The sequence below is a fragment of the Morganella morganii genome (genome assembly GCF_041099235.1).
Taxonomy (GTDB): Bacteria; Pseudomonadota; Gammaproteobacteria; order Enterobacterales; family Enterobacteriaceae; genus Morganella; species Morganella morganii_E.
The window spans coordinates 59,358-84,154 of record NZ_JBFZSO010000003.1 but is presented as its reverse complement, the minus strand read 5'-3'; the positions used below and the strand labels follow the sequence as shown (position 1 = coordinate 84,154).

The window sequence follows — 24,797 nt, the reverse complement described above, 5'->3', positions numbered from 1 at the left end:
AGTTCTTAAGATAAAAATGCCCTTATAGTTTGTTATAAGGGCATAAAACCTGTTTTGCTGCCGCAGCCCGGAGGCTGCGGACAACAATCGTGCTGTTAACGAACCACTTCCAGTGTCGCCGGTGTGACACCGGTGGCGCGCCAGGCCGGAATATACATCGATTCCACCTGTGGTGCCGGAACACTGTATTTACCCGGAGTGACCGCCCGGGCCAGATAGACCAGCGTTACCGGACGGTACTCTTCCACCGCCACCTGGGAGACAAAGCGATCATCACGGTACTCGGTATGGCGGATATTGGCCTGCTGCATATCCTGGATAGCTTCAGCCAGGTTTGGTGCGCTGTCTGCCAGACTTGCACTGGCTGCCGCCAGATTCTGGTTTTCCAGCTCCAGACCGGCCGGTAACAGATCCACCACCAGCGCATCCGGCACGTTGCGGTCAGCCTGAATATCCAGACGGACAGCCACCAGGTCACCACTGCTCAGGCGGTCAATGCTGATCGGGTTACCGTTCAGATCCATATACGTCCGCTTGATTTTCAGCACTTCCGATGACGGCGCCGGTGCCTGTAACGGATAGCCGGTGATATTCACACGGCCGAACAGTTCCGTATCTCCCCGGTTCGCGACACTGATGCCGTTGTTAAGCTGTGCGGCCGTGAGGGTTTCACGCAGCGCGCTGTCACGACTGACTGCCGGGGCCTGTCCGTTGATCAGGGCAGACCACGGTTTTTCGCTCTGATTAATGTACTGACGGCCTGCCAGATACAGGGCGTTGCTCTCCTGAGTGGAGAAGTAACGGTTATTCTGTATTTCCGCAGAGAGTGCCTGCAACTTGCCGTAACGCTGATCCGCATTGGAATCCGCCTCACTCAGCAGGGCAATAATCATCGCATCATCACGGATGGTGCTGCCGTAATCACCGGTATAGACGCTGTCACGGTTCTTCATCACACCCAGACGGATGGCTTCATTACCGCGATCCGCATCCCCCATTTTCTTCAGGGCGATACCCAGCTGTACCAGTGCCAGTCCACTTGCGGCATCATCACGGCGCTGATACACCTGACGCAGTGCGCCGAGCGGTGCTTTCTGCTGTTGTGCCAGCACATAACCGGCATACGCCTGTACCGCAAAGCGCATCTGGTCGCTGTTGCCGTAATAGTTACTGCTGATCACCGAGCGATCCTGCAGATAACGCAGCAGGCGGTTATTTGCGTTACTCAGGGCATCCGCCGGAACATCAAACCCGCGCTGTCCGGCACGGAACAGGAAGTCTGTCGCATATGCGGTCAGCCACGGCTCTTCCGCACCACTGTTATCCCACAGAGAAAAACTGCCGTCACTGCGCTGCATACCGAGCAGATGCGGGATACCGGTCATCACTGCCTGGCGGCGTCCGGCATCAGTCTGGGTTTTGATGCCCAGTTTTTTCAGTTCCGCTTCAGAGGAGTACAGGGACGGATACAGCCCGCTCACGGTCTGTTCCAGACAGCCGTACGGATAGGCATAGAGTTCACGGATGTAACGCGAGATATCCAGCGGCGGACGGCTGGTCAGCATCATTTCACCGGACACAGTATTGGCGTCCAGATAGCCGGTTTGATCTGCCGGTAACGCCCATTCCCCGCCATTGCCGAGTGACATCGAGTAAGAAACGGTTTCAGCCGGGTATGCCGGACGGACACCGATTTTCCAGCTGTTTTTATAGGTGTTGCTGCTTTCATCAGGCAGTTTCAGCCCTTTGACGGTCATAAACACCTCGCCCTGACCAAAGCCGTTGGCAGCTTCAACCGGGACATTCACAGATGTGCGCTGACCTTTCGCCAGCGTGACTTCTTTCTCTGCCGCCCCTTTGAGATGCACCATGCCGTCCGCACTGAAATTCACGGTCAGATTCTGTGTTTCATCGGTCAGGTTGGTCAGATCCAGTGTCAGCTGCGAACGGTCACCGCCGGCCATAAAGCGCGGCAGCGCCATCTGGCTGATCACCGGTGCGGCAACAATCACTTTATTCTGCGCATGACCGAAATCCTCATCCGTCCAGGCCTGTGCCATCAGGCGCAGTTCACCGTTGAAATCCGGAATTGACAGGGTAACAGTTCCTTCGCCCTGCGCATTCAGTTCCACCGGTGCCGCCTGCTGCGCGATAATCTGCACTTCGGTCAGCGGTTTCAGGCCGCCGCGATCGAGATCATCGCCGCCGTCACCACCAAACCGCAGTGTGCCGAGACGACCACTGCCCTCAATCAGCTGACCATAGACATCATACTGATCCACGCTGTAGCGCTTACGACCGAAGAAAGCATCATACGGATCAGGTGTTTTGTAATCGGTGATATTAAGCACACCGGTATCCACAGCGGAAATCAGCACATTGACTTTTTCCGGTGCCGCTTTGCCGTCCTGTGCTTTCGCTTTTATTTTAACAGTCAGATCCTGATTCGGACGGATGCGGGCCGGAGTATCCAGTGTCACATCAATCTTACGGCCCGGGTCGGCCATCGGGATATGCAGGATACCGACCGCACGCTTGACGGTCGCCTGACGGGAGCTGTCCCCCGGACGGACAACCACCGCAGTCGCGTACAGGTCGTGGCGTGTCCACTCTTTGTTCAGCGGTACTTCCACATCGGTGCCGCCTTCCGGCACATCCACTTCCTGCCACCACAGCGGACCGTCACTGGATTCCAGCAGGACATAGCCTTTACCGGCCTGCGGTGCGGTCACATTCAGTTTAACTTTATCACCGGCGTGATAATTTGGTTTATCCAGCTTCAGTTTCACCTGGTCCGGGCGAACCGCGCCGGTGCCGCCGGTGTTATCCTGCCAGGAATAGCCCGCCCAGAAACGCACACTGGTGGTCAGCCCGGTGGACGGATCCACCACTTCCAGACGGTATGCACCCCAGGAGACCGGGACGGTCACTTTTGCCGTGCCGTCTTTGGCAATACTGATTTTGTCATCAGACATCACGAGGTCTTTCTGATCATAACCGGATGACCAGCCTTCGGAGTCAGACCAGCGCCAGTAATAATCACGGCGCTCATAAATCAGACGCGCATTCAGATCATCCGCTTTTAACTTATTACCCTGACGGTCGGTATAGACAATTTCAAATTCAGCCAGTGAATCTTCATCCATGCTGTACTGAGATACATATTTGTCTGTACGGTAGTCATACACCTCTTTTTTGGCGAAGACCGGACGAATACCGGCCATTTTCGCGGCTGGCCATACCGCAACATCCGCACGGCGGGTCACCGGACGGCCGCCGGTCTCCATCAGGCTCGCCTGGAGGATTAATTTAAACGGTGATTTCACCTCTTTCCAGTAATCATTACTGATGGTGAAAGCCAGCTCGCCGCCGTCATCCATGGTTTCGTCGAACTCATCCAGGGTGCGGGTCAGGCTCTCTTCCTGAATATCACCGAATTCAAAGCCCGGCAATTTGGCGGATGCCTCACGATCCGGACGCATAAACAGCTGCCCGGTCAGCTGATTACCGGCAGCAGGCGCACCGTAGAGATAATGGCCTTCAATTTCAAAATCAGCGGATTGCTGTGTGGTGATCGGCTGTTTGTCGGTTTTGATTTCCATCGCCATGCGCTCAGGCATGAAATCTTCCACATTGACGCTGTAGAAGCGCGGCGTGTTATCCCCCAGATCAAAACGCAGCGTCAGCTTACCGGTCTCGATATTTTCCGGAATCGCATACTGGTACTGATAGAGGCCGTTTTCCGGCTGCCAGACGAAGGTGGAGGCCACCTGACCGTCATTTTTCAGCACATCCACTTTGACCGGCTGATCTTTGACCGGATGGCCGTCGCCGTCGCGCAGCAGACCGTTAATCACCAGGGTTTCCCCCGGACGGTACAGATCACGCGGACCAAAGACGAAGAATTGTTTTGCATAGCCCTGCGGACCGGCGATATCAAACTCTGCCAGGTCAAGTGCCGGGTTTTTCAGGTCGATCATACTGGTCTGGCCGTTATTAATCGCCAGTAACAGCGCGGCATCCGCCCCGCGATCCAGTTTTGCATGACCGCTGCTGTCGGTTTCTGCTTTGCTCAGAAGCTGGCCTTTACTGTCGAGCAGACGGATTTCCACGCCTTTCAGCGCGCTGCCTTTCGCCAGCGACTGCGTAAAGACATCCAGCTCATTAAGATAGCTGTGCATGGAAACGCCGATATCGCTCAGGGTAAAGAGTGTTGCCGGCATGGTATAGCTGTAACGTCCCGCCTGCTGCATCACCGCCAGGTACACGCCCTCTTCCTGTAACGGCTTGATATCCTTCAGCGGGATCTGCATATTTTCACGGGTGTTTTTCTGCGGATTGAGATCAAAACGCCCGGTATAGACCAGGTCGGTATTGTTCAGCAGATCATCCGAATTCCAGTACTGGAGATTGTTGCCGTACTGCCAGCTTGCGAGGAAAGAAGCCAGGGAATCCGGTTTTATGCGGTAGAAATTAACATCAATACTGTCCACGTTCAGCGCGAATACCGGCAGTCCCTGCAGGACATCTGCCGGGAACAGTGAGCCGCGGCTGGCAAAGCCGACACTCGGTACCACATCCGCAGTGGTCAGTTTTAAATCGTAACCGTTAACCAGTGTGCGCTCATTGATACCGCGCACGCCGCGATCGATACTCAGCTGCAATTCCCGTGACGGCGGCAGATGGCGCATACGCAGTTCCATCAGATTATCCGACAGCTCCCAGGCACCTTCCAGCTTGCCGTTTTTCACGTCCACCAGACGGGCAAACTGACTGAAATCCTGGTTCGGATCCAGCGGAACGGAGAAAGTCACCACCATCGCATTTGCGCCGTCGAGCTGAATCTCAGAGGCGTCGATGATAGTCACATCTTTTCCGGCATAGCGCTTACTCAGCTCTGCCAGTGATGCGGCATCCTGTGTTTTTTTCGCAGACGGGGAGGAAGCAGATGAAGAAGACGAGTTTTCTTTATTATTGGCCCGCGCACTGTCATTACTGCCCGCCGCGGTGGTGTTACTGCCGGTGTCATCACAACCCGTGAGCGCCAGCGCTGATGCAAGAAGCACTGCAATGCAGCGTTTTTTGCCGGGACCCTGTCCTGCAATCGGAGAACGCATAATCAATCCTTTCTGGTGAGCCCGGAAAACGGGCACTTGTTCGGTATTATTTCACGAAGTGTAAACAAAGCCTAAACAAGCGTATAGTGCATTATTCTGAATATATGCACTATACATATTCACCATCCGGATAAATTATTGTTACGCTTCTGTTACCGGAATGGAGTTGCGCAGCCAGCCACCGAGACGGCGCTGATAAAATGCCTGAATGTGCTGTGTCAGGAAGTGCGTCAGCCCGTCATTTTCATCCGGATTTAACAGACAAAAATCAATATGCTCCCCGTCAGCGAGGTGCTCCATCGCAGCCTCAGCCGCCTGACGGATCACCGTATCCGCCTCCTGCTCTTCACTCAGTTCCAGCACAATCAGCAGTACCGGTTCATCAGCGACAGTATTGTTTTTTTCGGCTGCCATTACCCAAAATGCACGGCGCACCGGTTTGTGCTGTTTAAACACACCGGTCAGCGCATCAAGCACCGCGTCCGGTTTGTTCTCCGGTACGCTCAGCAACAGTGCGCTGCCCTGTTCAATCATCACTTCCTGTACCGGTAGTGTATCCGCCATTACAGAACTCCTTATTTCAGCATCTGTCTTCTTAAATATCACAGAAAAACGGCCACATGTTTATGTGACCGTTTTACAGCAGAATCAGCAGGGCAATGCCCGGTTACTGTCCGGCTTTTTTCAGCAGCAGTGCCGCCACAGTGCGGACACCATAGCCGGTTGCTCCCGCAGACCATAAGTCTGACGGCGCTTTGCGGTAAGTGGCTGAGCAGTCAATGTGCAGCCAGTTTTTGCGGTAATCTTCCACAAAGTGAGACAGGAATGCCGCTGCGGTACTTGCCCCGGCAGTATTCGGTGCCCCGGTGTTGCTCAGATCAGCAAAGGAAGACGGCATCTGACGGCGGTGGAATTCTGCCAGCGGCAGGCGCCAGAACATCTCTTTTTCCTGATCAGCAGCTGACATCAGTTCATTGTACAGCGCGTCATCGAAGCTCATGACAGAGTGATAATCGTTACCGACGGCAGTTTTCGCCGCCCCGGTCAGGGTCGCTGCATCGATGATAAATCCGGCGTTATCTTTGTCCGCTTCAATCAGACCATCCGCCAGTACCAGACGCCCTTCCGCATCGGTATTCATAATTTCAACCGATTTACCGTTGCTGTAACGGATGATATCACCCAGTTTGAATGCATTACCGCTCACCAGGTTATCCGCGATGCACAGGTACAGTTTAACGCGTTTTTGCAGGCCGCGGCTGATAGCCATTGCCAGCGCACCGGTCAGTGTCGCCGCGCCGCCCATATCGGACTTCATGGAATCCATGGAAGAAGACGGTTTCAGGCTGTAGCCGCCGGAATCAAAGGTGATCCCTTTACCGACCAGGCTGGCAAACACCGGTGCATTTTCCTGTTTGCCCGGATTGTAATCCAGCGCCAGCAGTACCGGCGGACGTACAGAACCACGACCGACAGTATGGATCCCCATATAGCCCTGCTCGCGTAAATCGTCCCCTTTGATGATACGGTAACCGACGGAATTGCAGGAAACGCCGCACAGCAGATCAACCGCACGCTGCGCCAGCTGTTCCGGGCTCAGTTCTTCCGCAGGGGTATTAATGATATCGCGTACCCAGTCGATGATACGGATACGGTGTTCCAGTTCGGTTTTATCCGCTTCCGGTAATTCCGGCCATTCAATCGAGCGTGCGCCTTTCGGACCACGGAAGCCCTGCCAGAAGGCCCAGCTTGTTTCCAGATCCCAGTTGCTGCCGCTCAGCACCACATTGCGGATGCCCTGACCGTCGATTTTACGGCCCGCGCTCTGTACAGCGCACAGCATCCCTTTACGGCTTAAATGAACCGTCATTCCTTTGTCAGTCGCGCTGACCAGGGCTTTCTCTCCCCACGCCGGAGAAGCTGGTTCATACGATAAGGTTACAGGCATGATGAGTTGCGTCATTTCGTTCTCTCTTTTGACTTTTAGACTGCCGTAACAGTCAGATTTTATTTGAGGAATGCACGGCGTGCCGGTCTGCACAGGAGGCGGTAACAGCATACGCGCATCAGAGACCGCACGCTAACACAATTGTGCGGCCTGATGCGCGTAACAAAAGACATCATTCAAATTCGTCGAGCCAGACTAACAAAATTGCTTCTAACACTTTTTCGTTAGATTTTTCAGGTGCATCGTCAAATTCTTCCAGTTCGCAGATCCACTGGTGCATATCGGTGAAACGCACGGTCTTCGGATCCGTATCCGGGTACAGATCATACAGAGCTTCGCCGATTTCACGGCTGTCCTGCCATTTCAGTCCCATTTCAGGCTCCTTTATCAGTGCTCACGCGCATGGTTGATGGTGTATTTCGGAATTTCCACCACCAGGTCTTCATCCGCGACTTTCGCCTGACAACTCAGACGGCTTTCCGGCTCGAGTCCCCAGGCTTTGTCCAGCATGTCGTCTTCCAGCTCACTGCTCTCTCCGAGGGAGTCAAACCCTTCGCGGACGATACAGTGACAGGTTGTGCAGGCACATGATTTCTCACAGGCATGTTCAATTTCGATACCGTTACGCAGGGCAACATCCAGAATTGACTCACCTTCATTTGCGTCGTATACCGCACCTTCAGGGCATAATGACTCATGCGGTAAAAAAACAATCTTAGGCATAATCTTCCCGTTATATCTCATCCACAGAGTGGCCCGCGAGTGCCTTGCGGACAGAATTGTCCATCCGGCGCGCCGCGAATACCTGTGTTTGCTTGTCCAGTTGTTTAATTGCGTTTTCAATGGCGGCTGGTGAGTCGCCTTCAACGCTCTCAATAAGCACACCGACTGCCGCATCAATAGCAGCATTTTCGTCGTCGCTCAGTAAATTGCCATCCTCTGAAAGCGCCTGAGTCAGGCTCTCCAGCAGGCGGGCGGCTTCCACTTTTTGTTCCGCCAGACGGCGGGTGGATAAATCATTTTCTGCGTTTTCGAGTGAATCTTTGATCATCCCGGCGATATCGGTATCGCTCAGGCCGTAAGACGGTTTGATCTGGACGGAGGCCTGCACACCGGTGGATTTCTCCAGTGCGCTGACACTCAGCAGCCCGTCCGCATCCACCTGGAAGGTGACGCGGATATGGGCGTTACCGGCGGCCATCGGCGGGATGCCGCGCAGGGTGAAACGCGCCAGGGAACGGCAGTCGCTGACCATTTCCCGCTCGCCCTGCAGCACATGAATGGTCATGGCGGTCTGGCCGTCTTTAAAGGTGGTAAATTCCTGGGCACGGGCTGCCGGAATGGTGGTGTTGCGCGGAATGACTTTTTCCACCAGGCCGCCCATGGTTTCCAGCCCCAGCGAGAGCGGGATCACATCCAGCAGCAGCATGTCGCTGTCCGGTTTGTTACCGGCCAGAATATCCGCCTGAATCGCGGCACCGATAGCAACCACTTTGTCCGGGTCAATCGAGGTCAGCGGCTCTTTGCTGAAAAACTCACCGACCAGCTCACGCACCAGCGGTACGCGGGTTGATCCGCCGACCATCACCACTTCGCGGACTTCATCCTGATCCGTTCCCGCATCTTTCAGGGCACGGCGGCAGGTCATCAGAGTTTTTCTGACCAGCGGACGGATGAGTTCCTCAAACATGTCACGGGTCAGTACGCCCTGCCAGCCATCCAGGGAAATGGTGGTTTGTGCGGCATCAGAGAGTGCAATTTTGGCTTCCGCCGCCGCATTCAGTACTTCGCGGTGCTGCGAATGGCCCTGTGGCTGAATGCCGCGCTGCTCATAAATCCAGTCAGCAATCAGATTATCGAAATCATCGCCGCCGAGCGCAGTATCACCGCCGGTGGCCAGCACTTCAAACACACCACGGCTCAGACGCAGCACAGAGATATCAAACGTACCGCCGCCGAGGTCATAAACCGCAATCACCCCTTCCTGACCGGAATCCAGCCCGTAGGCGATAGCTGCCGCTGTCGGCTCATTCAGCAGACGTAACACATGTAATCCGGCAAGACGGGCAGCATCTTTCGTGCCCTGACGCTGAGCGTCATCGAAATAGGCAGGGACGGTGATCACCACGCCATCCAGTTCACCGCCGAGGGTTTCCTGCGCGCGCTGTGCCAGCACGGACAGAATATCCGCCGAGACACGGACAGGATCCGTCAATCCGGCTGCTGTGCGGATGATTGGCAGGCCGTTTTCGCCTGCCTGTAACTGATACGGCAGATCAGGATAGCGCTCAGTGATATCGGTCAGCGAGCGCCCCATCATGCGTTTGACTGAAATAATGGTATTCTGAGGATCTGCCGCTGCGTTTGCACGGGCATCCCAGCCGACCAGGCGGCTGTCCGCGCTGTACTGCACGACAGAAGGCAGTAAATAACGCCCTTCGTGATCGGGCAGCACATCGGTTTCACCACTGCGCACAGTGGCGACCAGTGAATGAGTGGTGCCTAAATCGATACCCGCGGCAAGGCGGCGCTGATGCGGGGCGGGAGCCTGTCCCGGTTCGCTGATTTGTAACAGTGCCATATTTTTCCCCTAGAAACTGTCGAGCAAACGTTCTTCAAGATTTTCAATTTGTTGCGTCAGTTTACTCAAAAAACGTAATTTACGCACGCTGTCTGCCGCAGCAGTCCAGTCTTCGCCATCAAGCTGGTGAACCATCTCTGCCATCCGGGTTTTTGTCATTTTAGTGATAGTGGCAGCAAAACCGGCCAGTGCATCACTGTCCTGTTTCTGTTCAATGATATCGAGGGCTTCGCGCAGCTCCAGCTGCTCCATCAGAAATGCGGTATCATGCATTGTGTGCTGTTCATTATTGATATCAATATCATGTAACAGCAGCATGTACTCCGCACGTTTCAGGGGATGTTTCAGGGACTGGTAGGCGTCATTGATGGTCGCGGCCATAGTCAGTGCCTGCGCTTGTTCTTTCGCATCACCGGCAGCAAATCTGTCCGGGTGATACTGGCGCTGCAAATCCTGATAACGACCGGCAAGTGCCTGTGTGTCAAGGTCATAACGCACAGGCAGGCTGAACAGGGAAAAATAGTTCATCGTGTTCTCTTCGCGGATAAATGGATCAGTTAAACGTGGAAACTCTCGCCGCAGCCGCATTCGCTGTTGACGTTCGGGTTATTGAATTTAAACCCTTCGTTTAACCCTTCCTTCACGAAATCCACTTCCGTGCCGTCAAGATATACAATACTTTTTCCGTCGATGATCACTTTTACGCCGTGATCTTCAAAAACGACATCATCTTCATTAATGACATCGGCAAATTCAAGTACGTAAGCCATACCAGAGCAACCGGAGGTTCTCACGCCTAACCGCAGACCTACTCCTTTACCACGGTTTGCCAGAAAACTGGTGACCCGGTTTGCCGCACTTTCTGTAAGAGAAACGGACATTACACACCTCGCTCTATAAACCAGTATGGCGGATGACCGATGGGATCAGTATCCGCCATTATTTTATTGTTTTACCTGCTGCACACCGGCAGCGGCGGGCTATTAGTTGCCCCGGCGTTTACTTTTGTAATCCGCAATTGCTGCTTTGATCGCATCTTCAGCCAGAATAGAGCAGTGAATTTTCACCGGCGGTAATTCCAGCTCTTCCGCAATCGCGGTATTTTTGATGGCTTCCGCTTCATCCAGGGTCTTCCCTTTCATCCACTCAGTCACCAGTGAGCTTGACGCAATCGCCGAGCCGCAGCCGTAGGTTTTGAAACGTGCGTCTTCGATCACGCCGTTATCGTCAACTTTGATCTGTAACTTCATCACGTCACCACAGGCCGGTGCACCCACCATGCCGCTGCCGACAGTCGGGTCTTCGTTGTCGAATGAACCGACGTTGCGCGGGTTTTCGTAGTGATCGATTACTTTATCGCTATAAGCCATTGTTTATACTCCTGAAACCGTCTGATTAATGGTGTGACCATTCAATGCTGTTAATATCAACACCTTGCTTGTGCATTTCCCACAGCGGGGAAAGATCGCGCAGGCGGCCAATTGCGTTATGGATAAGTTTGATAGCATAGTCAATCTCTTCCTCAGTCGTGAAACGACCCAGAGAGAAGCGGATTGAGCTGTGCGCCAGTTCGTCGGTCATACCCAGGGCGCGCAGAACATATGACGGCTCCAGGCTGGCGGACGTACAGGCAGAACCGGATGATACCGCGAGATCTTTCAGCGCCATCATCAGGGATTCACCTTCAACATAGTTGAAACTGACGTTAAGAATATTCGGTGCGGAGTGCTCCGGGCAACCGTTCAGATAGGTTTCTTCGATATCTTTGATACCGTTCCACAGACGCATACGCAGTGCGGACAGACGCTCAGCTTCCGCCGCCATCTCTTCTTTGGCGATACGGTAAGCTTCACCCATACCGACAATCTGATGGACTGCCAGTGTACCGGAACGCATACCGCGCTCGTGACCACCACCGTGCATCTGCGCTTCAATGCGGATACGCGGTTTGCGGCGGACATACAGTGCGCCGATACCCATCGGGCCGTAAATCTTGTGGCCGGAGAAGGACATCAGATCCACTTTCAGTTTGCTTAAATCAACCGGGACTTTACCGACGCTCTGAGTGGCATCCACATGGAAAACAATCCCTTTGCTGCGGCACAGTTCACCGATTGCTTCGATATCCTGAATCACACCGATTTCGTTATTCACATGCATGATGGAAACTAAAATGGTGTCTTCGCGCATTGCGGCTTCGAGTTCAGCCAGGTCGATCAGGCCATTACGCTGCGGCGCAAGATAGGTTACATCAAACCCTTCGCGCTCTAACTGACGGCAGGTATCGAGTACCGCTTTGTGCTCAGTTTTACAGGTAATAATGTGCTTGCCTTTTTTCTCATAGAATTTGGCTGCACCTTTAATCGCCAGGTTGTCAGACTCGGTGGCACCGGAAGTGAACACGATTTCACGCGGATCAGCACCGACCAGATCAGCAATCTGGTTACGGGCAATATCGACAGCCTCTTCGGCCTGCCAGCCAAAACGGTGGGAACGTGACGCCGGGTTGCCGAAGATGCCGTCCATTGTGAGGCATTGCATCATTTTTTCAGCAACACGCGGATCAACCGGGGTGGTTGCTGAGTAATCTAAATAAATCGGTAATTTCATCGCTCAATTGCTCCATGAACTACGGTTGCGTTGTTAACGCAGGTTTCTGCTTATGCTTGCAGATTGATAATCGTTTCGTTAATTGCCAGATTATGTGCACGACGTTTATCATCCTGGCGATCAGCAACATCAATCACTTCTTTATGATTTACTAACTCTTCCAGACTGATACTGCTTAAGAAATCAGTAATGCGGTCACTCAGATCGCGCCACAGCGCGTGTGTCAGACAGCGGTCGCCGCCCTGACATCCTTCCCGGGTTCCCTGACAGCGGGTCGCATCAACGGATTCATCGACGGCTGAGATGACCTGAGCAATGAAAATCTCACCGGCACCGCGTGCCAGAAGATACCCGCCGCCCGGCCCGCGAACGCTGGAAACCAGCTCGTTTTTACGCAGACGGGAGAAGAGTTGCTCAAGATAAGAGAGGGAGATACCCTGACGTTCAGAAATGTCAGCCAGTGGTACGGGCCCCTCATGGGAGTGCAGCGCTACGTCGAGCATAGCGGTTACCGCATAGCGCCCTTTTGATGTCAGTCTCATAACCGGATCCCCGTGATAAATGGTGAAGAAATTGTGTCATTCCTGAGTAATTTAGTCAACTATTTAACCCAGTAATTTACTCAACTATTTTTTCGCCCATTTCTCAACAGAAGTCAGGATACCCCGCAGGATATTCAGCTCCTGCGTTTCCGGATGCGCGCGGGTAAATAAGCGGCGCAGACGGTTCATAATCTGACCCGGATGTGCTTTGCGGATAAAACCGGATTCATTGAGAACCGATTCCAGATGCGTGTAAAACCGCTCCATATCATCCGCCGGCGGATAGTGTACCTCATCTGCCTCATCATTATTTGCCGGTTCGCTCTCATTCTGAGAGGCAAGAAATGCCATCCGGATCTCATAACTGACCAGTTGCACCGCCATCGCCAGGTTCAGCGAGCCGTATTCCGGGTTGGTCGGAATATAAAGGTGATAATTACACTTCTGTAATTCATCGTTGGTCAGCCCGACCCGTTCACGGCCGAAAATAATCGCGACCGGTGCGGTCTGTGCGATTTTAACACTTTTTTCCCCGCATTCACGCGGTTCAACCATCGGCCACGGCAGCGTACGCGACCGGGCACTGGTGCCGATCACCAGTTCACAGCCGGCAATCGCCTCATCCAGAGTACTGACAATTTTTGCATTGCCGATAACATCACTGGCACCGGCAGACAGCGCGATGGCGTGCGAGTCCGGTTGTACCTGCGGATTGACCAGATAAAGGTTGGATAACCCCATTGTTTTCATAGCCCGCGCAGCGGAGCCCATATTGCCTGTATGTGAGGTTTCAACCAGGACGATTCGGATATTTTCGGACATAACACACTTTCTTTGAGAAATTATCGCAATATCTTAACACAAGAATAGTCAGATTGACGATCACCTGTTATACTCTGCCGCGTTTATTTTCGTTCTTTAACATCCCGGTGGACAACCCCATGCATCCGATGCTTACCATCGCCATACGTGCTGCACGTAAGGCCGGCAACCTGATTGCCAAACACTATGAAATGCCTGACACTGTTGAGACTACTCAGAAAGGTTCCAATGACTTTGTGACCAACGTGGATCGCGAAGCCGAGCAGATGATTATCGAGATCATCCGCAAATCTTATCCGAAGCACACCATTATCTCCGAAGAGTGCGGTGAATTACTCGGTGAAGAACATGATATGCAATGGGTGATTGATCCCCTGGATGGCACCACCAACTTCGTCAAACGTCTCCCGCACTTCGCTGTTTCTATCGCATTCCGTATCAAAGGCCGCACTGAAGTGGCGGTTGTTTACGATCCGATGCGTAACGAATTATTCTCTGCGGTCCGTGGTCAGGGCGCACAGTTAAACGGCTACCGTCTGCGCGGCGCCACTGCCCGTGATCTCGACGGAGCGGTGCTGGCGACCGGCTTCCCGTTCAAAGCCAAACACCACGCTGATACCTATATCAAAATCCTCGGCAAACTGTTCACCCGCTGCTCAGATTTCCGCCGCACCGGCTCTGCCGCACTGGATCTGGCGTATCTCGCTGCCGGCCGTGTGGACGGTTTCTTTGAAATCGGTCTGAAGCCATGGGATTTCCTCGGCGGTGAACTGCTGGTCCGCGAAGCGGGCGGTATCGTCACTGATTTCACCGGTGACCACCGTTATATCGACAGCGGTAACATCGTTGCAGGCAGCCCGCGCGTGGTCCGCGAACTGCTGGCAGAAATGCGTGATGAGCTGACTGAGTCACTGAAACGCTGATTTATTTGTCTTTACGGGTAATAATCTGACGGTTATTACCCTGTTATTTCCTGCTCTTCATTTCCGCACTGTTATTTATTACCCTCCGGTTTATTCTGCTGTTCATTTATTATTAATATTCTCTTTTCTTATGATGTTGTTATTCACCTGTAAGAATATAGTCTTATCTGTGGCATTTATAATCCCCACACTTCCACAGAATAAGGCTGACGTTATGTTACTAAACAATGAAATTACATTATCGGATTTGCATGAACAATCAGAAGATATTGAAACCTATCAGAGCAGCATTAAAGAAATGCCGTATCGTGAACAATTAGAGGACATTAATCACTATCTGAAAAGAATACATATTACAATAGAGCGCGGATACGACAATCTTCACCGGGAACTTAATTCATTATCCGGAGAGGACTACCCTGTTGATATTCTGAAATATATGCAATCCGGTACCAATGAATTGTATGCAATCAATCATCATTGCTATAACGCCATGAAAATAAATGAACTAACCGAAAGAAACAGTGACTATATTTATAAACTGTCAGAATTAATTGATGAATATACCCGGCAACTGGAACAACTGAAAAAAATGACGTCAGTGCATACCGGCAGCGACCATACTGATGATACCATTGACGTACTGAATAAAAAAATTAATGATCTCCGGTATACTGTCAGTGATGCCGTCAGATTTGCCATTCTGCTGAGCAAGATCAATACGTATATGCTGAATACCTTATCTGTCACCGGATTCTGGGTTCAATTAATGGCCCTTTACGAACCTTACTTTAAACAAGGTGCACCAACGGATGGTCTGAATGACATTATTCAGCAGCAGCTCGATTATTTTCATGCTTTCGGACATTAATATTAATAAGGATACCGATGATGCGGTATCCTGTTAATACACTGACATCTTATAATATTGTCACCGGCGTATAATCCGGTAACCATGCTGTCGTATTTACTGAATACCTCCCCTCTAACAGCAACCAAGGGAAATCTTATTATGATATTACCTGAAAAAATACGACTGGCTGATATTAATACACTGTATCACCAAAACAGAGCAGATGAAGCCGTTATCCCGCTTGTCCCTTACCGGGATATTTTTGAAAAGATGAAAGACTACGAACGTCGTCTGCGGGATGCGATTGATGCTGAATATGTCTATCTCGATCAGCAGATGAAAGCGCTCACGGAACATAATCACTATCTTTCTGTTCTTCCCGAAATATATGACAACATCACAGAATATAACATTGAAATTAACGGATATTATGATCAGCAAAGAATTTCTGATCTGAAAACCGTTATTAAACACCTGATAAGTGATACCTCAACCACTATAGACGGATACTATAAACAAATAGCGTTACTGGAAAAATTAAAAGCTCCCCGGCAATTGTATACTGCAATACCGGCCAATACGCTGATTTCCGGTATTGACGATATTATCAATATGCTGCATCAGAAAATTGCTGACCTCAAAACCACGCTGGAGAGTTACACCCTGTTCACTGCCCTGCTGGACAATATCAGTAATCTGTCACAAATGTGTATCACCGTCAGTAATGTCTGGCAGCAAAAAATGGCCGATATTGCGCCATTTTTACTGCCGGATGCCTCAGCTGAAGCGCTGGAACTGCGGGTACAGGCACTGATCAGTTATTTTAATTATTTCGGTAGCTGACAGGATTCTGAACGGATAATAGTTCCCCTTTATCCGTTCAGATGATCATCTTATGACTGAGGGCGGATTTTAGGCCGCAGAAACAACGCCGGCAGTGCTGTCAGCGCCATCAGATAAAATATCCCGCCATGAATACCTTCATACAGATACCCCGCCACCAGCGTCATTACCGCAATCGCCCCGCCCATCGCCAGCGCGGAATACGCCGCCTGTAACGGAATGATTTCCGTGGATTTGCGCGCACCGATAAAGCGCATAGCCGCCAGATGACACACGGTATAGGTGCCGCTGTGCAGGATCTGCGCCACAATCAGCACCGGCAGTGCCGCCGACATGCCCAGCAGTGACCAGCGCAGAATACCGCAGATACCGGAAAGCAGTAACAGGTTGGCCGCACTCCAGCGGCGGAACAGTTTATTACTGAAGGTAAAGACGATCACTTCCGCCACCACGCCCAGCGACCAGAGATAACCAATCGCGGCATCGGAATAACCGACTTTCTGCCAGTAAATCACGCTGAAGCCGTAATAGGCGGCGTGTGCCCCCTGTAACAGACTCACACACAGCAGAAAGCGGACAACCGCATTATCTTTCAGCAGGACACGGAATTTCACCTGCGGCCCGCGCTGTTTCATTTCGCCGGCCGGCATAATACGCGGACGCAGCAGCGAGGTCAGCAGCAGTGAGCCGGTACTGACCACCAGTGCCGCCAGAATCACCTCATGCTTCCAGATATCCATCAGCATCCCGGTAACCGAGGTGGCAATGATAAATGCCACTGAACCCCAGACACGGATCGAGCCGTAATCCATCGGGAACTGCTTTTGCCAGGTTCCGGCGAGGGAATCCCCCAGCGGGATCATCGGCGAGAAAAAGAGGTTAAATCCGGCCATAACAAAAAAGAGCCAAAGCCAGTGCGAACCAAAATAAAACGCCACCGCGAACAGGAAAGAACAGAGTGCCATCAGTCTCAGGGCAAAAATCAGCCGTGACGGGTCTTTAAACAGCGGCGTGATAAACAGGCTGCCGACGAAACGCGCCACCAGCCCCACACTGAGCAGCATACCGACCGTTGCCACATCATGCCCTTCACCTTTCAGCCATGCGCCCCAGTAGGGAAGAAAAATCCCGTAGGAAAAAAAATACGTAAAATAATCAAGCGCCAGCCAGAGCGATGACGGAACAAACATCTGCCTCTCCTTTCAGGAATACAAAAAACCCGCTCGCGGCGAACGAAGCGGGTTTTGGTTACATCAGATTGGTAACGCGATTATGCGTAAACCGGATATTTCGCGCAGATAGCCAGAACTTTTTGTTTCACAGCTTCAATGGTCGCTTCATCATTGAGGTTATCTAACACGTCACACATCCAGCCGGCCAGTTCACGGGCTTCTGCTTCTTTGAAGCCGCGGCGGGTAATCGCCGGGGAACCGACACGGATACCGGAGGTCACAAACGGGCTCTTCGGATCATTCGGCACACTGTTTTTGTTCACAGTGATGTTTGCACGGCCCAGTGCCGCATCCGCATCTTTACCGGTGATGTCTTTATCGACCAGATCCACCAGGAACAGATGGTTCTCAGTACCGCCGGACACCACTTTATAACCACGGTTCAGGAAGACTTCAACCATTGCTTTGGCATTTTTCACAACCTGGACCTGATTTGCTTTAAATTCAGGCTCCATTGCTTCTTTTAACGCCACGGCTTTACCGGCAATAACGTGCATCAGAGGACCACCCTGGTTGCCCGGGAATACCGCTGAGTTCAGTTTTTTGTACAGATCTTCATCACCGCCTTTCGCGAGGATCATCCCGCCGCGCGGACCCGCCAGGGTTTTATGCGTGGTGGTGGTGACAACGTGAGCATGCGGAACCGGGTTAGGATAAACACCCGCAGCAACCAGACCGGCTACGTGTGCCATATCAACAAACAGATAAGCACCGATGCTGTCAGCGATTTCGCGCATTTTCGCCCAGTCAACCACACCGGAGTAAGCAGAGAAGCCGCCGATGATCATTTTCGGCTGATGTTTTTTCGCCTGTTCAGCGACATCGTCATAATCGATTTTACCGGCAGAATCGATACCGTAAGGGACGATATTGTACAGTTTACCGGAGAAGTTTACCGGAGAGCCGTGAGTCAGGTGACCGCCTTCCGCTAAGTTCATCCCTAATACTGTATCGCCCGGAGACAGCAGTGCGGAGTACACTGCGACGTTAGCCTGGGAGCCTGAGTGCGGCTGAACGTTGGCATAGTCTGCACCGAACAGTTCTTTTGCACGGTCAATCGCCAGTTGTTCCACGATATCCACATATTCGCAGCCGCCGTAATAGCGTTTGCCCGGATACCCTTCCGCATATTTGTTGGTGAGCTGGGAGCCCTGAGCTTCCATAACGCGCGGGCTGGTGTAGTTTTCAGAGGCAATTAATTCAATGTGCTCTTCCTGACGACGATCTTCGTCTTTCATCGCCTGCCAGAGTTGTGGGTCGTAATCTGCAATATTCATTTCACGCTTTAACATTCGCTTCTCCTGACTCGCCTGATGCCGATAAAAAAACACCCCTTTCCGGGGACGAATGCCCTACAGTGTAAACCCTTTTTCTGAATTGAGATAGCCCCGAAAACAAAAAATACGCAAACGATTGCATGTCGCTAAAATCAGGTAATTAGCATACTTATTATTTCATAAGAATATCCTGTCCATCGGACACAATACCGGATTTGTGATCCCCTCTTACCCACGCTCACTGATCAATTCCGCTATTTTCACCGGATTTTCAGAAACAGCAGAAAAATTTGCGCTTTACAAATTCTGCCCTGTATTATAAGTTGCATAAAAAATACATGTTATAAATTTCACACTGATGTGATGCTTTTTCAGGAGCCCTGCTATGCTCGATGCACAAACTATCGCCACCGTAAAATCCACCGCCCCGCTGATTGCCGCCACCGGCCCGAAACTGACCGCGCATTTCTATGACCGCATGTTTCGTCAGCATCCGGAATTAAAAGATATCTTCACCATGAGTCACCAGCAGAACGGTGCACAGCGTGAAGCCTTGTTTAATGCGGTCTGCGCCTATGCCATGAATATTGATAACCTCGGCGCACTGGGTGCGGCAGTGGAGAAAATTGCCAACAAACACGCCAGCCTGATGATCAGACCGGAACATTACCCGATTGTCGGGGAAAACCTGCTGGCCACCATTGAAGAGTTGCTCAATCCGGGTGAGGAAGTCCTGACCGCCTGGGGTAAAGCGTATGGCGTGCTGGCGGATATCTTTATTCAGCGCGAAGCCGGGCTGTATCAGGAAAAGGCAGCCTCACAGGGCGGGTGGCAAGGTTTGCGTGAATTCCGCGTGATCTGCAAACAGCCGCAGAGTGAACTTATCACCAGTTTCGAACTGGCGCCGGTTGATGGTCAGCCTGTCGCGGATTACCGCCCGGGGCAGTATATCAGTGTCTATATCAATGATGATGCGCTGGAAAATCAGGAAATCCGCCAGTATTCCCTGACACAGGCACCGGACGGTAAAACCTACCGGATTGCTGTCAAACGTGAAGATAAAGGTACGATTTCCGGCTGGCTGCACGCCAATGTGCAGGAAGGTGATGTGGTCAGACTGACACCACCGCTGGGGGATTTTTTCCTGGAGGCAGAAAAAGAAACCCCGGTGGTTCTGATTTCAGCCGGTGTCGGCTTAACACCAATGATGGCCATGCTGCAAACTCTTGCCGCACAACAGCATCCGGCAGATGTTACCTGGCTGCATGCGGCAGAGCACGGCGGCGTGCATGCCTTTGCGGAGGAAGTAAACCGGTTTGGTGCTCAGTTGCCGGCATTCAGTCAGACCGTCTGGTACAGAGAGCCGCGTGCAGATGAAGCTCATCCGCACCTGACCGGGCTGATGGATTTAACCGCTCAGCAGGATGCTCTGCTCAGTAAAATCCGCCACTATTACCTGTGCGGCCCGGTAGCCTTTATGCAGCACATTGCACGTCAGCTGACCGCAATGGGCGTCAGTGCAGACCAGATCCATTATGAATGTTTCGGTCCGCACAAAGTTTTATAATCGCGACAGAACAACAATAACAACACGCTGGATATTCAGCGTATGTGCTTAAGCTGAAGCACATTTGAGTAACAGTGACATAACCGCCGAATTTATATCTATCCCATCCTTTCGCCCGGTTCACTGTTACTCTTTTTTTTGCCTGCACACTCTGCGTCTTTTACTGACCGGTAAAAAAATCCGGCGGTGTCAGAAATAACAGCCGCCGGATAAGTATGATTTGCAGGGATGCTCAGCAGAACTCAGATAGCATCTTCATCCTGTTCCCCGGTACGGATCCGGACAACCTGTGCCACATCAAACACAAAGATTTTACCGTCACCGATTTTGCCGGTCTGTGCCGTCTGCATAATGGTTTCTACGCAGGTTTCGAGAATGTCATCGGCGACAACAATTTCAATTTTTACCTTCGGCAGAAAATCCACCATATATTCCGCACCGCGATACAGTTCCGTATGCCCTTTCTGACGGCCGAACCCCTTCACTTCTGTCACGGTCATCCCGGTGATCCCCACTTCAGCCAGAGCTTCGCGGACATCATCGAGTTTAAACGGCTTAATAATTGCCTCAATCTTTTTCATTGTCAGATCCTGTTACCAATTTTTGCGGCCAAACCCGGATGTAATCGGGTAACGGCGATCTTTGCCAAAGTTCCGGGCGGTAATGCGCGGTCCCACCGGTGACTGGCGGCGTTTGTATTCATTGATATCCACCAGCCGGATAACCTTGCGGACCACCGCTTCATCAAACCCGGCGGCGATCAGTTCATCGGCGGACATGTCTTTTTCAACATACCCGGCCAGCAGGGCATCGAGGATGTCATACGGCGGCAGACTGTCCTGATCCAGCTGACCCGGCGCCAGCTCTGCTGACGGCGGACGGGTGATAACCCGCTCCGGAATCGCCGGAGAGAGCGTATTGCGGTATCTTGCCAGCTCAAATACCATGGTTTTCGGCACATCTTTCAGAACATTAAAGCCCCCGGCCATATCCCCGTACAGTGTGGAGTAACCGACAGCGCACTCGCTTTTATTACTGGTGGTCAGCACAATGCGGCGGCGTTTGTTGGACATCGCCATCAGGATCACTGCCCGGCAGCGGGCCTGTAAATTCTCTTCGGTGGTATCCACCGGCGTTCCGGCGAATTTCGGTGCCAGTTCGTGCATAAAGGCTTCAAACACCGGCTCAATCGACACCACATCAAATTCCACACCCAGCAGCTCTGCCTGCTCACGGGCATCGTGGATACTGATATCCGAGGTGTAACGGAACGGCATCATCACTGCCTGCACTTTGTCTTTACCCAGCGCATCAGCGGCAATGGCGACCGTCAGGCCGGAATCGATCCCGCCGGACAGACCCAGCAGCGCTCCCTGAAAACCATTTTTGCGGACATAATCCCGTGTTGCCAGCACCAGCCCCTGATAAACCTGAGCCAGGACAGGTAACGACGGTGCCGGATCTGCCATCGGCGTGATGGTTAAATCCGTAAACTGACACTGCGCGATTTGCTCCGAAAACGCAGCAAGACGATGTGTCACACTGCCATCTGCGGCAAAAACGGCAGAATCACCATCAAAAATCAGTTCATCCTGCCCGCCGACCTGGTTGAGATAGACCAGCGGCAGCCCGGTACGGCGGCAGTGCGCCTGTATCAGTACATCCCGGGTATCAATTTTATCAGTGGAATACGGTGACGCATTCAGTGTCAGAATGATTTCAGCACCGGCCGCTTTCAGGGCATCCACCGGACCGTCGGTCCAGATATCCTCACAAATGAGTAACCCGAGACGATAACCGCGAAAATCGATTACACAGGTTTCTGTCCCTGCCGTAAACCAGCGTTTTTCATCAAACACGCCGTAGTTCGGCAGTTCCTGTTTGAAATAGCGGGCGCGGAGTGCTCCTTTCTCAAAGAACGAGAGGGCGTTATAAATGTGACCGTTTTCCTGCCACGGATGCCCCACCAGCACAGCACAGTCACCACTGGCCTGTTGGATCCGGGTGAGGCTCTGCACTATCCGCTGATGAAAATCGGGACGGAAAACCAGGTCTTCCGGTGAATACCCGGACAAAGCCAGTTCGGAAAACATGACCAGGTCAGCCCCTGCCGCCTGCTGTTCCGCCATGGTTTCCAGAATACGTTCACCATTGCCTTCGATATCTCCGACCAGAAAATTCAGCTGGGCCAGGGCGATATTAAGTGTACGACGCATAAAATCCTGCTCTCCCGGGATAGATCTCACCGTATGTAAAAATTAATAATAAAACAGCTAATAATGAAGATGATAGCAAAATGTGCCGGTTCGCACCGATTCTTTGCTTATTCTTTAAAGTCGGCCGCATCCAGCTCATGACGGGACAGTAATTTATAGAACTCTGTCCGGTTACGCCCCGCCAGACGGGCAGCGTTGGTTACGTTACCTTTGGTCATCTGGAGAAGTTTGCGTAAGTAATTGAGTTCAAACTGGTTACGGGCTTCCGCAAAGGTCGGCAATGCTGTGTTTTCCCCTTCCAGCGCCTGAGTCACCAGCGCCTCACTGATCACCGGCACGGTGGACAGCGCCACACACTGCTCGATAACGTTAAGCAGCTGACGGACGTTGCCCGGCCAGCTCGCGCCCATCAGGCATTTCATGGCATCCGGAGAGAAGCTGCGGACAAACGGCTTATGTTTTTTCGCCGCTTCGCGCAGAATATGATTGGCCAGCAGCGGGATGTCTTCAGCCCGCTCATGGAGTGTCGGAATTTTCAGGTTAACCACATTGAGGCGGTAGTAGAGATCTTCACGGAATTCGTGTTTTTCCATCGCCTTGGGTAAATCGCGGTGTGTCGCGGAAATGACGCGGACATCAATATCAATGTCGCGGTTACTGCCGAGCGGGCGCACTTTGCGCTCCTGCAGAACACGCAGCAGCTTGACCTGCAGCGGCATCGGCATATCCCCGATTTCATCGAGGAACAGTGTACCGCTCTCAGCTGCCTGGAACAGCCCTTCCCGGCTGCTCACCGCGCCGGTAAAAGCCCCTTTGGCATGGCCGAACAGCTCGGATTCCAGTAACTGTTCCGGCAGCGCGCCGCAGTTAATGGCAATAAACGGTTTTTTCGCTCTCGGGCTGGCTTTGTGAATGGCCTGCGCCAGTACCTCTTTCCCGGTACCGCTCTGGCCGTTGATCAGCACACTGACGTCGGATTGCGCCACCATACGCGCCTGCTCCAGCAGACGCAGCATCAGCGGGCTGCGGGTAACAATGCTCTCACACCAGGATTCATCACTGACCGTGGTGGTAGAGAGCGCCAGCGCATCGTCAATTGCTTTATATAATGCGTCACGATCCACAGGTTTGGTCAGGAAGCTGAACACGCCCTCACGGGTGGCGGCCACAGCATCCGGAATAGAGCCGTGAGCCGTCAGGATAATCACCGGCATACCGGAATGGGTTTTCTGGATCTCGGCAAACAGTGCCATACCATCCATTTCATCCATCCGCAGATCGCTGATGACCAGATCGATTTTTTCTTTATTGAGTACCTTCAGCGCTTCAGGGCCGCTTTCTGCCGTTGATACCCGGAAACCTTCACTGCTCAGGCGCATACCCAGCAGTTTCAGTAAGCCCGGATCATCATCAACCAATAATAAGTTTGCGCTGCGGCGTGCTGTCATGCCGGGGTTACTCCTTTTTTTCCTGTGCCGGTTTTGTTTCTGCGGCTTTTGTTTCAGCGGCAGCCGGTTTGGCTTCTGCCGGTTTAACATCAGCAGGTTTTGCTTCCGCCGGTTTCGGCTCTGCTGTACCTGCCGCCTCTTCTAATGCCTCACGGCGTTCCTCGAGAGCATTTTCCAGTTCCGCATCCGCTTTGGTCGGCTGTTTGCGGCCGGCCAGCTGGCGTTCAATGTTGCTCAGGTTATCCAGTTTGCGGGTAGTATTTTGTAATTCAAACTGCAGGCGGGAATTAACCGCACGCAGCTGATCAATTTTGCCGTCTGTATCGCTCTGCAGGCGGCGGTAACGCTGGCGTTCGTCACTCAGTGCAATCGCCTGTTTCAGCTGATCACGCCACAGGGTCATCAGCGGACGCAGCGAGACCGGGAACCCGGCACTGTAGGCATTCAGAGTCTCGAGCACCTTACGTTTGTCATTGGCGGAGGTACCGGTGTTATTAAGCAGAATACTCTGGCGCAGTGCGGTATCCCAGCTGTCCGGGGTGATTTTTCCCGCCATAATCCGGGCAGTGTCACTGCTGAGCAGATCAGCACAATCCATCATCCGCAGCCAGTAAAGGGCGTTTTCTGTCGCGGCCGCAGAGTTGAGTTCCCAGATAGCGTGGCAATCCGCAATCCGGTAATCCGCCGTCCGCTCCTGCGGCAGAACGACAGAGGCCAGCGCGGAGAGATCCGGCGGCGTTGCGGTTTTTACGCAACCGGCCAGCAACAGCGGGACGGCGGCAATCAGGGACTTAAATGTCATTTTCAAGTTAATGCTG

At 52.4% G+C, this 24,797-nt stretch carries 22 protein-coding genes; 4 read left to right on the top strand and 18 right to left on the bottom strand.

The features are described from left to right. Positions 1 to 95: 95 nt before the first annotated feature. The 12 genes from AB7038_RS06395 to trmJ all read right to left on the bottom strand — a co-directional run bounded on the left by AB7038_RS06395 (position 96) and on the right by trmJ (position 13,620). Complete coding sequence (locus tag AB7038_RS06395; RefSeq protein ID WP_369452967.1) at positions 96 to 5,117, bottom strand: MG2 domain-containing protein; 5,022 nt, start codon at positions 5,115 to 5,117, stop codon at positions 96 to 98. A 141-nt stretch (positions 5,118 to 5,258) separates the two neighbouring features. After that, a complete protein-coding gene (locus tag AB7038_RS06390; RefSeq protein ID WP_369452966.1) occupies positions 5,259 to 5,681 on the bottom strand; it encodes an enhanced serine sensitivity protein SseB C-terminal domain-containing protein in 423 nt (140 codons plus the stop codon). Positions 5,682 to 5,784: 103 nt separating this feature from the next. Further along, positions 5,785 to 7,080 (bottom strand): aminopeptidase PepB, encoded by a 1,296-nt coding sequence (gene pepB, locus AB7038_RS06385; protein WP_108657394.1) that lies wholly within the window; start codon positions 7,078 to 7,080, stop codon positions 5,785 to 5,787. Positions 7,081 to 7,237: 157 nt separating this feature from the next. Next, positions 7,238 to 7,438, bottom strand: coding sequence for a Fe-S cluster assembly protein IscX (gene iscX, locus AB7038_RS06380; protein WP_004236931.1), 201 nt, complete (start codon positions 7,436 to 7,438; stop codon positions 7,238 to 7,240). 14 nt (positions 7,439 to 7,452) lie between these two features. Beyond that, positions 7,453 to 7,788, bottom strand: coding sequence for an ISC system 2Fe-2S type ferredoxin (gene fdx / locus AB7038_RS06375; protein ID WP_004236932.1), 336 nt, complete (start codon positions 7,786 to 7,788; stop codon positions 7,453 to 7,455). A gap of 10 nt (positions 7,789 to 7,798) precedes the next feature. Then, positions 7,799 to 9,646, bottom strand: coding sequence for a Fe-S protein assembly chaperone HscA (hscA, locus tag AB7038_RS06370; RefSeq protein WP_369452965.1), 1,848 nt, complete (start codon positions 9,644 to 9,646; stop codon positions 7,799 to 7,801). Between the two features lie 9 nt (positions 9,647 to 9,655). Next, positions 9,656 to 10,174: a co-chaperone HscB gene (gene hscB / locus AB7038_RS06365; RefSeq protein WP_072871710.1), complete on the bottom strand. Its 519-nt coding sequence runs from the start codon at positions 10,172 to 10,174 to the stop codon at positions 9,656 to 9,658. A gap of 29 nt (positions 10,175 to 10,203) precedes the next feature. Next, complete coding sequence (gene iscA, locus AB7038_RS06360) at positions 10,204 to 10,527, bottom strand: iron-sulfur cluster assembly protein IscA (protein WP_004236935.1); 324 nt, start codon at positions 10,525 to 10,527, stop codon at positions 10,204 to 10,206. A 102-nt stretch (positions 10,528 to 10,629) separates the two neighbouring features. Next, the gene (iscU, locus tag AB7038_RS06355; RefSeq protein ID WP_004236936.1) at positions 10,630 to 11,016 is read right to left on the bottom strand and encodes a Fe-S cluster assembly scaffold IscU; all 387 of its coding nucleotides are present in this window, start codon (positions 11,014 to 11,016) and stop codon (positions 10,630 to 10,632) included. Positions 11,017 to 11,041: 25 nt separating this feature from the next. After that, positions 11,042 to 12,256 carry an IscS subfamily cysteine desulfurase gene (locus AB7038_RS06350; protein WP_368888609.1) on the bottom strand — a complete coding sequence of 405 codons (1,215 nt, stop codon included), beginning with the start codon at positions 12,254 to 12,256 and terminating at the stop codon, positions 11,042 to 11,044. 50 nt (positions 12,257 to 12,306) lie between these two features. Next, complete coding sequence (gene iscR, locus AB7038_RS06345; RefSeq protein ID WP_132275522.1) at positions 12,307 to 12,798, bottom strand: Fe-S cluster assembly transcriptional regulator IscR; 492 nt, start codon at positions 12,796 to 12,798, stop codon at positions 12,307 to 12,309. A gap of 84 nt (positions 12,799 to 12,882) precedes the next feature. Further along, on the bottom strand, positions 12,883 to 13,620 hold the full coding sequence (gene trmJ / locus AB7038_RS06340) for a tRNA (cytosine(32)/uridine(32)-2'-O)-methyltransferase TrmJ (RefSeq protein ID WP_004241966.1): 738 nt from the start codon (positions 13,618 to 13,620) through the stop codon (positions 12,883 to 12,885). 119 nt (positions 13,621 to 13,739) lie between these two features. Here trmJ and suhB point away from each other — a divergent pair, with 119 nt between their 5' ends. The 3 genes from suhB to AB7038_RS06325 all read left to right on the top strand — a co-directional run bounded on the left by suhB (position 13,740) and on the right by AB7038_RS06325 (position 16,239). Beyond that, positions 13,740 to 14,543, top strand: a complete 804-nt coding sequence (suhB, locus tag AB7038_RS06335; protein WP_072871708.1) for an inositol-1-monophosphatase — start codon at positions 13,740 to 13,742, stop codon at positions 14,541 to 14,543. Between the two features lie 214 nt (positions 14,544 to 14,757). Continuing rightward, positions 14,758 to 15,414: a hypothetical protein gene (locus tag AB7038_RS06330; RefSeq protein ID WP_262858830.1), complete on the top strand. Its 657-nt coding sequence runs from the start codon at positions 14,758 to 14,760 to the stop codon at positions 15,412 to 15,414. 141 nt (positions 15,415 to 15,555) lie between these two features. After that, a complete protein-coding gene (locus AB7038_RS06325) occupies positions 15,556 to 16,239 on the top strand; it encodes a hypothetical protein (RefSeq protein ID WP_369452964.1) in 684 nt (227 codons plus the stop codon). Positions 16,240 to 16,289: 50 nt separating this feature from the next. On the opposite strand, the gene AB7038_RS06320 is transcribed toward AB7038_RS06325, so the two are convergent. Continuing rightward, positions 16,290 to 17,429 (bottom strand): 3-phenylpropionate MFS transporter, encoded by a 1,140-nt coding sequence (locus tag AB7038_RS06320; protein WP_369452963.1) that lies wholly within the window; start codon positions 17,427 to 17,429, stop codon positions 16,290 to 16,292. An 80-nt stretch (positions 17,430 to 17,509) separates the two neighbouring features. Continuing rightward, the gene (gene glyA, locus AB7038_RS06315) at positions 17,510 to 18,763 is read right to left on the bottom strand and encodes a serine hydroxymethyltransferase (protein WP_004236943.1); all 1,254 of its coding nucleotides are present in this window, start codon (positions 18,761 to 18,763) and stop codon (positions 17,510 to 17,512) included. Between the two features lie 370 nt (positions 18,764 to 19,133). Here glyA and hmpA point away from each other — a divergent pair, with 370 nt between their 5' ends. Continuing rightward, positions 19,134 to 20,315 carry an NO-inducible flavohemoprotein gene (gene hmpA / locus AB7038_RS06310; protein ID WP_369452962.1) on the top strand — a complete coding sequence of 394 codons (1,182 nt, stop codon included), beginning with the start codon at positions 19,134 to 19,136 and terminating at the stop codon, positions 20,313 to 20,315. A gap of 242 nt (positions 20,316 to 20,557) precedes the next feature. Here the strand turns inward: hmpA and glnB are convergent, their stop codons facing one another. From glnB to qseG, 4 genes are all read right to left on the bottom strand, one after another. Continuing rightward, a complete protein-coding gene (gene glnB, locus AB7038_RS06305; RefSeq protein WP_004236946.1) occupies positions 20,558 to 20,896 on the bottom strand; it encodes a nitrogen regulatory protein P-II in 339 nt (112 codons plus the stop codon). 12 nt (positions 20,897 to 20,908) lie between these two features. Next, positions 20,909 to 22,531: an NAD+ synthase gene (locus AB7038_RS06300; protein WP_369452961.1), complete on the bottom strand. Its 1,623-nt coding sequence runs from the start codon at positions 22,529 to 22,531 to the stop codon at positions 20,909 to 20,911. A gap of 107 nt (positions 22,532 to 22,638) precedes the next feature. Further along, positions 22,639 to 23,979, bottom strand: a complete 1,341-nt coding sequence (gene glrR, locus AB7038_RS06295; protein WP_072871698.1) for a two-component system response regulator GlrR — start codon at positions 23,977 to 23,979, stop codon at positions 22,639 to 22,641. Positions 23,980 to 23,986: 7 nt separating this feature from the next. After that, positions 23,987 to 24,781, bottom strand: coding sequence for a two-component system QseEF-associated lipoprotein QseG (gene qseG / locus AB7038_RS06290; protein WP_015422610.1), 795 nt, complete (start codon positions 24,779 to 24,781; stop codon positions 23,987 to 23,989). Positions 24,782 to 24,797: the final 16 nt, after the last annotated feature.